A 12,127-nucleotide genomic window follows, 5' to 3' on the forward strand; every position below is an offset into this window, starting at 1 on the left:
CTGCCTGCGGCACCTGTCGTGCCGCGGGCCTGCCTGTCCTGTCTATTTCACCTTGCCGTCGGACAGGTCCATGATCATGCGCGTGGTCAAATACAGGCGCGGCACGATGCTGTTGATCTGCACGTACTCGGCATCGTTGGAGTGTGCGCCGAAACCCGAGAGGCCCATGCCTTCAACCACGGCTCCCTTGGTCTTGAGGGCGGCAAACGCAGCGTCGGTGCCGCCGCCCGTGGCCCGCTCGGCCACGTTCAGCGGCATGCCGAGCTCCTGATAGATCGTCTTGCCGTGGCCGGCCACGCGGCGCGAGGCGTCGTTGGCTTCGAGCGGCGGGCGGCGTACCTCGAACTTCACGTCCACCTTGGAGTCGGGCAGCAGGCGGTTCTTGATCTTGTCCTGCAGCGCCGTCTCGAGTTCGTCGAAGTCGGACACCTTCAGCGCACGCGCGTCGGCCTGCGCAGTGGCTTCGGCGGGGATCACGTTGCGGTTGGTGCCGGACTTCGAAACGGTCCAGTTCAGCTTCAGGCCCTGCTCGGGCTTCGACAGGTCCTTCATCTGCAGCACCTGGTGTGACAGCTCATAGAGCGCATTCACGCCGCCTTCAGGCCTGGCGGCCGCATGCGACGACTTGCCATGCACCGTGAGATAGGCCGAGCCGATGCCGCTGGTGGCGAGGCGGAGCGTGCCGCTGGCGTCGCTGCCTTCGAACGAGAACACGGCATCCTGCTCCGCGGCGACGCGGGTGATGGTGCTGCGCCATCCGGGCGAAGAGATCTCCTCGTCGCCATTGATGAGCACCGTGAGCGTGCCGTAATCCTTGAAGTTCAGCTTCTGCAGCAGCGCCACGCTGTGGATGATGGTGGCGATGCCCTGCTTGTCGTCGGCGATGCCGAGGCCGTAAGCCTTGTCGCCATCGACGCGGAAGGGCTGATCCTTCAGCATGCCCTTGAGATACACCGTGTCCATATGCGCGATCAGCATGATTTTCGCGCTGCCCGTGCCCTTGAAGACGGCCTGCACGGCAGGGCCGATCTTCTCCGGCGTATCGTCCAGCCGGTAGATGTCGGTGGTCTGCAGGATGTCCACTGCGCCGCCGAGTTCTTTGAGCTGGCCGGCGATGCGCGCGGCGATCTGGTTGAGGCCTTCGATGTCCTTGCTGCCGGATTCGATCTGCACGAGGTCGCGCAGCGTGTCGAGCAGCGGCTGCTGCTCCTGTTGCGCCAGTGCGCGAATGTCGGCTGCCGGCGCCGCATGCGCTGTGGCAGCAGCAAACGCCAGGCTGAGGGAAGCGATGAGCGGGCGAACGAACGAGCGGGCGGGATGCGATTGGGGCATGGCGGCGGTCTGTGAGTTGGAGGGCGATCCGTATCCCCGCGTCTTCACAGGACTCGACGCCGCCGTCAACGGTTCCAGGGTGCCCCGCTTCCGCCGGGGCACGCTGAAGAAGCTGGGGCCGGCTACTGCTTCGGTTGCCCGAAATCGAGCGGCGGCAGCTCGATCTGCGGCACCTCGATCTTGACCTTGTTGAGGTCGACATCGAGCGGCTTGTCGAGCAGTCCGGTGACGACGACCGGGAATGCGATCACCAGCGCTACCATGATCGCCTGCAACCCGATCCAGGGCATTGCGCCCCAATAGATGTCGGAGCTCTTCACTTCCTTCGGCGCCACGCCGCGCAGATAGAACAGCGCGAAGCCGAACGGCGGATGCAGGAACGAGGTCTGCATGTTGACGCAGAGCATGACGCCGAACCAGATCAGCGCGGCGTCGGGGCCGACCACCGGCGCCAGCACCTTCTGCGCGATCGGCGCGATCATCGGCAGGATGATGAAGGCGATCTCGAAGAAGTCGAGGAAGAACGCCAGGAAGAAGATGAAGAGGTTGATGAAGATCAGGAAGCCCCAGACGCCGCCGGGCAGCGAGGTCAGAAGGTGCTCGAGCCAGACGCCGCCGGAGACGCCGAGGAACACCACCGAGAAGCAGGTCGAGCCGATCAGGATGAAGGTGACCATGCAGGTGATGCGCATGGTGGTCTCGTAGCCCTGCTTGATCAGGTCGCGCAGGTCCGGGATCTTGACGGCCTCGAGGCAGATCCAGACCACCGCGAGATAGGTGATGGCGAACGCGAGCTTGAAGAGCAGGTTCTCGGTGTAGAGCATCGCGATGATGGTGCCGATGCCGCCGGCGATCACACCGACGATGAGCATCTTGCGGCCGGTCGCGCTGAAATCCTTGTGGTGGATCGCGGCGAGCACGATGGCGCCGACCGCGCCCATGGCGCCGGCTTCCGTCGGGGTCGCAAGGCCCATCATCATGGTGCCGAGCACGACGAAGATCAGCACCGCGGAGGGGATGATGCCGAGCAGGCACTTCTTCCACAGCGCCCAGCCGGTCAGCGTGCGCGCTGTGATCGGCACCGCGGGCACGTGGCTCGGCTTGAAGATGCCGAGCAGGAAGGTGTAGCCGGCGAACAGCAGGATCTGGAATACTGACGGGCCCCAGGCGCCGAGATACATGTCGCCGACCGACTTGCCGAGCTGGTCGGCGAGCACGATCAGGACGAGAGAGGGAGGGACAAGTTGCGTGATGGTGCCGGAGGCGGCGAGCACGCCCGTGATGTAGCGGATATTGTAGCCGTAGCGGATCATCACCGGCATCGAGATCAGCGCCATGGCGATCACCTGCGCCGCCACCGTGCCGGTGATGGCGCCGAGGATGAAGCCGACGATGATCACGGAATAGCCGAGGCCGCCGCGGATCGGGCCGAACAGCTGGCCCATCGAATCCAGCATGTCCTCGGCGAGCCCGCATCTCTCCAATATCGCGCCCATGAAGGTGAAGAACGGGATCGCGAGCAAAAGCTCGTTGGACAGCACGCTGCCGAAGATGCGGCCCGGGATCGCCTGCAGGAAGTTGAGGTCGAAGAAGCCGAGATAGATCGAGAGAAACCCGAACGACAAGCCGACCGCGGCGAGCGTGAACGCCACCGGATAGCCGATCAGCATTGCAATGATCAGGCCGCCGAACATCAGTGGCGGCATCATCTCCAGCGTAATGGTCATTGCGTCGGCCTCTCGTACTTCGCGTCGATCGTCACATAGCCCTGCAGCGCGGCGATCCGCTTGATCACCTCGGAGACGCCTTGCAACGCGAGCATCACGAAGCCGGACGGGATAACGAATTTGATCGGCCAGCGCAGCAGGCCGCCGGCATTGCCGCTCATCTCGCCGACCGCATAGGCCTGGTGGAAGAACGGCCAGGACAGATAGGCGAGCAGCAGACAGGAGGGGATCAGGAAGAACAGGGTGCCGATCAAGTCGAGCCAGAGCTGGCCGCGTTCGGACAGCATTAGATAGAGGATCTCGACGCGCACATGCTCGTTGCGCTTGAAGGTGTAGGAGGCGCCGAACATCACGAGGATCGCAAACATGTACCACTGCGCCTCGAGCCAGCCGTTCGAGGAGTAGCTGAACGCGTAGCGGATCATGGCATTGCCGGCGCTGACCAGGCAGGCGAGCAGGACGAGGAGGTTGCAGACGTATCCGATCTTCTCGTTCAGTCGGTCGATGGCCTGACTCAGTGCCAACAATGGGCGCATCACGATCTCCACGGCCGCGCGATCTGCGCGCCGAATATCTTTTCAAGCATCATCTGGCCGCCGTACGCACGCGCACGGAGCCACGGCTCACTTTCAGGAGCAGTTGCAAACGTTCATCCTCCCCCGAAATCCGCTTCCGCCGTTGTTAGGTGCTCTTGGCTACCGGATCGTCAGCAGGTGCCGACAGGGGGCAGCGGCCTATCCGGCCGGGCGAGCGTGACAGCCGGGGCACCAAATCAGCGCCGTGTAGCGCCGTCAATCGGAAAATGGGCAAATTGACGGCGCGGCAAATCGTTGTCCCGCCTTGGTAATCGGGGGACGGCGCAGGCGTCTGCAGCGGGCTTTGAACTAGCCGCCGGTGACGCTCATGTGGCGGCTGACGCTCGGGCGGTTGTGGCGGCGGTCGATGATGAAATCGTGCCCTTTCGGCTTCAGCCCGATCGCCCGGTCGATGGCCGCCGACAGCAGATCGTTGTCGTCGGAGGCGCGCAGCGGCCGGCGCAGGTCGGAGGCGTCCTCGTGGCCGAGGCAGGTGTGCAGCGTGCCGGTGCAGGTGATCCGCACCCGGTTGCAGGATTCGCAGAAATTGTGGGTCATCGGCGTGATGAAGCCGAGCTTGCCGCCGGTCTCGGCGACCCGGACATAGCGGGCAGGGCCGCCGGTGTCGTCGGCGAGATCGGTCAGCGTGTAGTGCTTCTCGAGCCGCGCGCGCAGCAGCGACAGCGGAACGTACTGATCGATGCGGCCCTCGCCGATGTCGCCCATCGGCATCACCTCGATCAAGGTCAGGCCCATTCCCTTGCCATGCGCCCATTCCATCAGCGCGGGAATCTCATCCTCGTTCATGTTCTTCAGGGCGACCGCGTTGATCTTGACCGCAAGCCCCGCCGATCGCGCCGCCTCGATGCCCCCCAGCACCTTGTCGATGTCGCCCCAGCGGGTGATGGCCCGGAACTTTACGGGGTCGAGCGTGTCGAGCGAGACATTGACGCGCCGCACGCCGCAATCGGCCAGCTCCTGTGCGAAGCGTGCGAGCTGCGAACCGTTGGTGGTCAGCGTCAATTCGTCGAGCGCGCCGGTCGAAAGGTGGCGCGACAGCGAACGCACCAGGCCCATCACATTGCGGCGGACCAGCGGCTCGCCGCCGGTGAGGCGGATCTTGCGCACGCCCTTGGCGACGAAGGCTGAGCAGAGGCGGTCGAGCTCTTCCAGCGTCAGCAGGTCGGCCTTCGGCAGGAAGGTCATGTCTTCCGACATGCAATAGAAGCAGCGCAGGTCGCAGCGGTCGGTGACGGAGACCCGCAGGTAACGGATCGTCCGGCCGAACGGATCGATCATCGGACGAAACAGCGTGTCGGAATGCGCCTGCGTGGATCCGTTCATTCAACCCAAGCCTTCAAGCCAAGCCTTCAAACCAAGGCGTTCCCAGAGCGCCGGACCGTGACAGGCCCCGCACACGCAATCTATGCATGTTGGCACGCCGTCACAATGCGTTCCAATGGATGATCCGCAACCTGCAACGCCAATTGCAAAGCGATAGGTGAGACAGATCGCGCGATGCATGATCGCAATCGCCGATGTGTCTCCACGAAATACAAAAACCCGGCTTTGGGCCGGGCTCTTGTGCAGTGCAATCTCGATCAGATACGCGCAGCGTTGCGCGTCAGCGTGTGGGCGCGGCGGCCGGGGGCGGTGCCGCGGCGTCCGGAGCGGCAGGAGCCGCAGCGGCAGCCGGCTTCGGCTTCTTCTGTTTCGGCCGCATAGCCTTGTGCCCGCGCGGCGGCGGGCCGGCGGGTTGCAACTCGGCAAACACCGGGCTCGGATCGAGCGTGGTGGTGGCCGGGCTGGTGATGTCGCCCGGCGTCCGGGTCACCGTCACCGGCACCGTCGCCGGCTGGAACTTCGGCATGTTGAAGGTGACGGTGAAGTTGGCCTCCGGCGCCGGGATCGACACCGAACAGGGCGTCTTGCAACCCGGCCCGATCGAGGTCACGGCGTCGGCGCCTTGCGGAGCCGAATCCAGCTGCACCTGCATCGGCGGCGGTGCCGACTTGAACGAATCCAATGAGAACGAAGAGCAGCCGGCCAGGCTCAGCCCGGCGGCCGCAATCACGATGATACGACGCATGATCCACACTCTACTGCGGCAATCAGCCACAATCCCCGGGCCGACCATAGGAGCGTCGGAACAGAGGTGCAACAGGGGGAGGTCTGTTCGTTAAAGGATGGTTAATCGAAAATTCGCATGGCAAAATATTGCCAAGCTATATCAATGTGTTGCGGAAATATTATGCGGCGCCGAGGCTGGCCACGGCGTCCGGCAGATCGCGCATATGGCTGATCAGCCGGTCCGGCTTCAGCTCGGTCATCGGGACATCGGTGTAGCCGAAATCGACGCCGATCACCGGGACGCTGGCCCGCCGGGCGACCCCGACATCGGGACCGGCATCGCCGACCATGATGGCGCCGGGCAGCTTTCCGCCGGCGCGGGCGACCGTCTCGCGCAGGAACGCCGGATCGGGCTTGGCGACGCCGAATGTGTCCTGGCCGCAGATCGCGGCAAAGCGCGGCGTCAAACCGAGCCGGTCGAGCAGCAGCTTCGACAGCCATTCCAGCTTATTGGTGCAGACCGCGAAGCGATGGCCCTTGGCCGCAAGCCGGTCGAGCGCGGCTTCGAGCCCGTCGAACGGGCGCGAGCCGTCGGCGATGTGCTCGGCGTAATAGTTGATGAAATCCTTGGTCAGGCGATCGAGGTCCGCGAGGCTGACCATGCGCCCGTCCACCTCGAGCCCGCGCTCCAGCAGCTTGCGCGCGCCGGCGCCAATCATGTTGCGGGCCGCCGACAGCGGCACCGGCCGCAGACCTTCGCGGTCGAGCACATAATTCAGCGCGCTGATCAGGTCAGGCGCGGTGTCGACCAGCGTGCCGTCTAGATCGAACACGATGATGGAGGGAGAGGAGGCGGACATCACGCTTTTGGCTATCGGGCCGCGCGCCGCGATGCAAGAGTAGATGTCGGCGCGTCATAAAATTAGGGAGGCCGGGATGCGGGAACTCGCCGGAAAAGCAGCTTTTGTCACCGGTGCGGCCAGCGGAATTGGCCTCGCCATGGCAACCGCGTTCGCCCGCGAGGGCATGAAGGTGATGCTCGCCGACATCGAAGGTGGCGCGCTCGACAAGGCCGTCGATGCGCTGCGCGTCGGCGGCGCGGATGTCCATGGCGTGGTCTGCGACGTCGCCGATCCCGCAAGCGTCGACCGCGCGGCAGAGGCATCGTTCCGCGCCTTCGGAAGCGTCCACGTCGTCTGCAACAATGCCGGCGTCGCAGGTGGCGGCGGCATCGACCAGATCTCGGTCGATGATTGGCGCTGGGTGATCGACGTCAACCTGATGGGCGTCGTGCACGGCATCAGGAGCTTCCTGCCGCACATCCGTGCGCACGGCGAGGGCGGCCATATCGTCAACACCGCCTCGATGGCCGGGATGAATGCAGGGCTCGGCGTCAGCCCGTATTCGGCGACCAAATTCGCCGTCGTCAGCCTCTCCGAAGGACTTTCGGCGCAACTCGCGCCGCTCGGGATCGGCGTCAGCGTGCTCTGTCCGAGCTATGTGCGGACCCGGATCGGCGAGAGCGGGCGCAACCGCCCCGAGCACTACGGACCGCCCCGCCAGCTCGACCCGGCGAGCCCGATGACCGCTGTCGTCGCCGAGATCGCGCGCCGCCTGGAGGCGGGTCTCGATCCGGCTGCGGTTGCAGCCCGCGTGGTGCGCGCGATTCACGACGGCCAGCTCTATGTTTTCACCCATCCCGGGATGCGGGCCGAGGTCGAGGACCGTTTTGCGGCGATTTTGGCCGCGATGGATGCCGTTTCGGCCTAAAGACGGGCCCGGATGGCGCTATTCCTGCCCGTGAATCGAGGCTAGATATGCGCCCGCCGGGCGGCCCGATGGCGCGCCCGTAACGGACAACCGAGGGGCTATCGGCCGTGGACATGGACGCACTGAAACGCCAGGCGGCTGCGCGCGCGCTCGAAGAGGTGCGCGACGGCATGAAGCTCGGGCTCGGCACCGGGTCGACCGCCAAGCATTTCGTCGAGCTGCTAGGCGAGAAGGTCCGCGCCGGCATGAAGGTGATCGGCGTGCCGACCTCGGAGGCGACCCGGGCGGACGCGATCCGCTGCGGCGTCCCGCTGACCACGCTGGATGAGGTCGATCATCTCGACCTCACCGTCGATGGCGCCGACGAGATCGACCCCGCGCTCAATCTGATCAAGGGCGGCGGCGGCGCGCTGCTGCGCGAGAAGATCGTGGCGGCCGCCAGTGATCGCATGATCGTGATCGCTGACGACAGCAAATGGGTCGAGGTGCTCGGCCGCTTTCCGCTGCCGGTCGAGGTGATCCCGTTCGGGCTCGCCGCGACGCAGGCCGCGATGGCGCGGGCGTTCGCCGAGGCCGGCGTGTCCGGCCAAATGATCGTCCGTAAGGGCAAGGACGGTCACGTTTTTGTCACCGATGGCGGCCACTGGATCGTCGATGCCCATCTCGGTCGGATCGGCGACCCGCCGCGTCTCGCCGGTTTGCTCAGCGTGATCCCGGGCGTGGTTGAACATGGCCTGTTCATCGGGCTTGGCAGCGTCGCCGTCCTGGCCGGCGCACAGGGAATTCGGGTTGTTGAACGGCGCTAACGCCGCAAGCAAGGAGACTTGGAATGAAGCGTTTTTCGGGACTTTTGTCGGCAGTGGCCCTGGCGGCTGGCCTGGCGCTCGCGGCTGCGCCGGCCATGGCGCAGCAGCTGCCCCCCATGCCCAAGGTCAAGCAGTCGACCCCCGCGGCGATCGGGTACGCCAAGGAAATTCTGGCGATGAAGAACGTGGCGGTGATGTATTCCGGCGCCGTTCCCGGCATCATCGAGAAGACCAAGACCGGTCTGCTGCAGCAGTACCTGAACTACCAGAAGGATCTCGATGAGGTGGCGCTGGTCGTCGCCAAGCAGTTTGCCGGCAGCGAGAAGGAGATCGGCGACGGCATGGCGCAGATCTACGCCTCGGAGTTCACCGAGCAGGAGCTGAAGGATCTCGTGACGTTCTACAAGACGCCGCTCGGTCAGAAGCTTTTGACCGCCGAGCCCACGGCAATCAATGGATCGCTGCAATATATGCAGCAGTGGGCGCAGCAGTTCGGCGTGATCGTCAACGGCCAGTTCAAGGCCGAGATGAAGAAGCGCGGCAAGGACATCTAAGCGGGCTGATCGCCTCGCCCCGCGTGCGGGGAGAGGTCGGCACGGAGTGCCGGGTGAGGGGGCTCTCCGCGAGTCGGATTCGTGGAGGCGGCCCCTCACCCAACCCTCTCCCCGCAAGAGCGGGGCGAGGGAGGAGGAAGAGAGAGGGTTGCCATGGCCGAGTTTGACGTCGACCTGTTTGTCATCGGTGGTGGTTCGGGCGGCGTTCGTGCCGCCCGCATTGCTGCCAACTATGGCGCGAAGGTCATGGTCGCCGAAGAGTACCGGATGGGCGGCACCTGCGTGATCCGCGGCTGCGTGCCGAAGAAGCTGTTCGTGATCGGCAGCCACGTCCACCAGGAGATCGAGGATGCCGCCGGCTTCGGCTGGAGCATTGGTCAGGTCTCGTTCGATTGGGCCACACTCGTCGCCAACAAGGACAAGGAGATCGCCCGGCTCGAGGGCGCCTACACCACCAATGTCGAGAAGTCGGGCGCCAGGATCGTCAAGACCCGTGCGGTGCTGGAGGATGCCCACACCATCAGGCTCGCCACCGGCGAGAAGGTGACGGCGAAATACATCCTGATCGCGACCGGCGGCGCGCCCAATCACGGGCCGGCGGTTCCCGGCATCGAGCACGTGATCTCCTCCAACGAGGCGTTTCACCTGAAGGAGCTGCCGAAGCGGATCGTGATCCAGGGCGGCGGCTACATCGCGCTGGAATTCGCCGGCATCTTCGCCGGCTACGGCTCCGACGTGACCGTGGTCTATCGCGGCGACAACATCCTGCGCGGCTTCGACGAGGACGTCCGCAAGCATGTCCGCACCGAGATGGAGAAGCGCGGCATCACCATCATCACCGGCTGCACGGTGGCGAAGATCGACAAGCACGGCCGTGATTTCACGACGCATCTGTCCAGCGGCTCGAGCATCGCCTCCGACCAGGTGATGTTCGCGATCGGCCGGCATCCCAATGTCCGGGGTCTCGGGCTGGAGGCGGCCGGCGTCGCGATCAATCCCGCCAATGGCGGCATCCAGGTCGACGGCTGGTCGAAGACCTCGGTCGACAACATCTACGCGATCGGCGACGTCACCCACCGCACCAATCTGACGCCGGTCGCGATCCGCGAGGGCCACGCCTTCGCCGACACCGTGTTCGGCAAGCGCCCGGTGCAGGTCGACCACGCGACGATTCCGACCGCGGTGTTCTCGCAGCCGGAGGTCGGCACCGTCGGCCTCACGGAAGAAGAGGCGCGGGCGCAGTACAGCCACGTCGATATCTACAAGACCGATTTCCGCCCGATCAAGGCGACGATGTCCGGCCGCGACACCCGCGTGCTGATGAAGCTCGTGGTCGACGGCACAAGCGACCGCGTGCTCGGCTGCCATATCGTCGGCGACTGCGCCGCCGAGGTCACCCAGGTGGTCGCGATCGCGGTGAAGATGAAGGCGACCAAGGCGGATTTCGACGCCACCATCGCCCTGCATCCGACCGCCTCCGAAGAGCTGGTGACGATGCGCACCCCAACAACGCGCCACGTGCGCCAGGCCGCGGAGTAGGGCGCACGCGGCGCGCCGGGATGATGCGGCGCGTCGCGGTGAAACATCCGGACACACTCGGTCCGCGGAGCCACGCCGTCGCGTTCCCGCACGGGGGGCAAGCCCTGCCTGAAAGTCCAACGCCGCCCGCTTAAAATACATGCGAGCGGCGTTGTCTCTAGCCCCAGGAAGGTCACGGCAAAATCCTGATAATCTTAAGTCTGCAGATGCGCGCAAAGGTTTCATACCTCAGAAGGGGTAGGTTGCCTCGGCAAGACCGGCGCGCCGCCGGCGGCCGCACCTGGTGCCGGGGAATTGGGCACCCTTGTTGACATGCATCTGCATCGGGGTCTTTTCCCCTGGGGCCGCTCTTCGCACGCTTAAATCCGGCAAATGGGCTGCGCAGCGGCGCTTGTGCACAGATGCCGCGCCATGGACAGCGCGGCGATCTCGCGCGCCTTGGAACCTTGCGCTATGCTGGCAGTTCCACTCCAAACAGTTTGATGTCTCAAATTGAGGGAGCCGCCCATGACAGGCCCAACCGAGCAGGAGATTCGGACCCGCGCCTACGAATTGTGGAAGGATGCCGGCGAGCCGCCGGGCCAGATGGATCAGCTCTGGTACAAGGCGGAACGGGAACTGCTGGCGCGCAAGGCCGCCAACGGCGAAACGCCGTGCGGAATGAACGGGCACAACGGGCCGACGACGTATCCGGAGAAGTTGAGGGGCGTGCATTGAGAGTATCGCGCGGCTGAGCTAACGAGCCCGGCAAGCTGACCCGGACCCGGAGGCATCATGAGCGACGCGATCGACCTTTCGCAGAAGCTATCGACGTTCTCCGATCACTGGTCGCCGCGCACCGTCGCGCAATTCAACGCCTGCGACGTGATGGTGGTGAAGGTGCAAGGCGAGTTCGTCTGGCACAAGCATGACGACACCGACGACTTCTTCCTCGTGCTGAAGGGCGTGCTCGACATTGAGCTGCGCGATCGCACCATCACGCTGCACCCCGGCCAGATGTACATCGTGCCGAAGGGCGTCGAGCATCGCCCCGTCGCGCGGGAAGAGGTGCATCTGCTGCTGATCGAGCCGACGGGCACGCCGAACACGGGCGATGCGGCGACGGCGGCCCCGCGGAAGGTGGTGTGAGACTGTAAGGTCCAACAATCCCCTGCGATGGCTCGTTTCGTTTTTCGGAATTTGACCCAACTCAGATGTTCAATTGGCGCGTCTCACCCGATCGAGGGGCGCTGCGCATCGTCAGGAGTGTTGCGGTGAGATGCGGTGGACGCCGGGCATGCGAGAGACGACATGCATGCGTGGCGGACGGCGAAATCGTGTGACGCCCTAGCGGCAGGTGTCTCGTCGCGAGATGCGAATGCGTCTTGCGAAGGCGGTGACAAGCAAGCCCAGTCTCGCCGGGGAGAGCACGTATAAGCCGTAACCCATCGCGCAGGGAAAGCCGGGATGTTTCCGGTTACACCTGTGGTCCGACCTCCGGTGCTTTTTGTTGCACCGGACCCATGGGTGCGATCGGCACCCGGCTTTCCCTGCGCCCTCCGTTTGGAGAGAGCGCGAAACGAAGAGCAGAGCTCGGACAGATCATGTCACGAGAATGCGAAGCTGTGTCCACCGGCCACGCAACATACTCGGTGTCGTCCCTGCGAAAGCAGGGAGATGGAGTCACGTTTGAAGTGCAACGATTGATTTGAGCTTGGAGAATGCCTCGGCGGGTGTCTTGAAGTCCAGGCATTTGCGTGGGGTATCGTTGAGGC

Annotated in this window: 12 protein-coding genes; 6 read left to right on the forward strand and 6 right to left on the reverse strand. The window is 64.7% G+C overall.

What is annotated here, in order from left to right:
- Nucleotides 1–42 precede the first annotated feature (42 nt).
- The 6 genes from AC066Y_RS39520 to AC066Y_RS39545 form a co-directional block, all read right to left on the reverse strand.
- Nucleotides 43–1,332, reverse strand: a complete 1,290-nt coding sequence (locus tag AC066Y_RS39520) for a M20/M25/M40 family metallo-hydrolase (RefSeq protein WP_478278574.1) — start codon at nucleotides 1,330–1,332, stop codon at nucleotides 43–45.
- Nucleotides 1,333–1,454: 122 nt separating this feature from the next.
- Complete coding sequence (locus AC066Y_RS39525; protein WP_478278575.1) at nucleotides 1,455–3,059, reverse strand: TRAP transporter large permease; 1,605 nt, start codon at nucleotides 3,057–3,059, stop codon at nucleotides 1,455–1,457.
- Nucleotides 3,056–3,595: a TRAP transporter small permease subunit gene (locus tag AC066Y_RS39530; RefSeq protein ID WP_092127299.1), complete on the reverse strand. Its 540-nt coding sequence runs from the start codon at nucleotides 3,593–3,595 to the stop codon at nucleotides 3,056–3,058. The genes AC066Y_RS39525 and AC066Y_RS39530 overlap by 4 nt, the downstream gene beginning before the upstream one ends.
- A gap of 348 nt (nucleotides 3,596–3,943) precedes the next feature.
- On the reverse strand, nucleotides 3,944–4,978 hold the full coding sequence (moaA, locus tag AC066Y_RS39535; RefSeq protein WP_478278576.1) for a GTP 3',8-cyclase MoaA: 1,035 nt from the start codon (nucleotides 4,976–4,978) through the stop codon (nucleotides 3,944–3,946).
- A 280-nt stretch (nucleotides 4,979–5,258) separates the two neighbouring features.
- Nucleotides 5,259–5,723 carry a hypothetical protein gene (locus tag AC066Y_RS39540; RefSeq protein ID WP_478278577.1) on the reverse strand — a complete coding sequence of 155 codons (465 nt, stop codon included), beginning with the start codon at nucleotides 5,721–5,723 and terminating at the stop codon, nucleotides 5,259–5,261.
- A 160-nt stretch (nucleotides 5,724–5,883) separates the two neighbouring features.
- Complete coding sequence (locus AC066Y_RS39545; RefSeq protein WP_478278578.1) at nucleotides 5,884–6,564, reverse strand: HAD hydrolase-like protein; 681 nt, start codon at nucleotides 6,562–6,564, stop codon at nucleotides 5,884–5,886.
- 76 nt (nucleotides 6,565–6,640) lie between these two features.
- Here AC066Y_RS39545 and AC066Y_RS39550 point away from each other — a divergent pair, with 76 nt between their 5' ends.
- The 6 genes from AC066Y_RS39550 (at nucleotide 6,641) to AC066Y_RS39575 (ending at nucleotide 11,501) form a co-directional block, all read left to right on the forward strand.
- Nucleotides 6,641–7,474: an SDR family NAD(P)-dependent oxidoreductase gene (locus AC066Y_RS39550; protein ID WP_478278579.1), complete on the forward strand. Its 834-nt coding sequence runs from the start codon at nucleotides 6,641–6,643 to the stop codon at nucleotides 7,472–7,474.
- 107 nt (nucleotides 7,475–7,581) lie between these two features.
- Nucleotides 7,582–8,280, forward strand: coding sequence for a ribose-5-phosphate isomerase RpiA (rpiA, locus tag AC066Y_RS39555; protein WP_478278580.1), 699 nt, complete (start codon nucleotides 7,582–7,584; stop codon nucleotides 8,278–8,280).
- 23 nt (nucleotides 8,281–8,303) lie between these two features.
- Nucleotides 8,304–8,834, forward strand: coding sequence for a DUF2059 domain-containing protein (locus tag AC066Y_RS39560; protein WP_478278581.1), 531 nt, complete (start codon nucleotides 8,304–8,306; stop codon nucleotides 8,832–8,834).
- A 153-nt stretch (nucleotides 8,835–8,987) separates the two neighbouring features.
- Nucleotides 8,988–10,373 carry a glutathione-disulfide reductase gene (gene gor / locus AC066Y_RS39565; RefSeq protein ID WP_478278582.1) on the forward strand — a complete coding sequence of 462 codons (1,386 nt, stop codon included), beginning with the start codon at nucleotides 8,988–8,990 and terminating at the stop codon, nucleotides 10,371–10,373.
- Nucleotides 10,374–10,880: 507 nt separating this feature from the next.
- Nucleotides 10,881–11,090: a DUF2934 domain-containing protein gene (locus AC066Y_RS39570; RefSeq protein ID WP_456723644.1), complete on the forward strand. Its 210-nt coding sequence runs from the start codon at nucleotides 10,881–10,883 to the stop codon at nucleotides 11,088–11,090.
- 57 nt (nucleotides 11,091–11,147) lie between these two features.
- Entirely contained in the window at nucleotides 11,148–11,501 is a 354-nt protein-coding gene (locus AC066Y_RS39575; protein WP_478278583.1) for a cupin domain-containing protein, read from the forward strand.
- The last annotated feature ends 626 nt before the right edge of the window (nucleotides 11,502–12,127 follow it).

This window comes from Bradyrhizobium sp. USDA3010 (genome assembly GCF_056429065.1).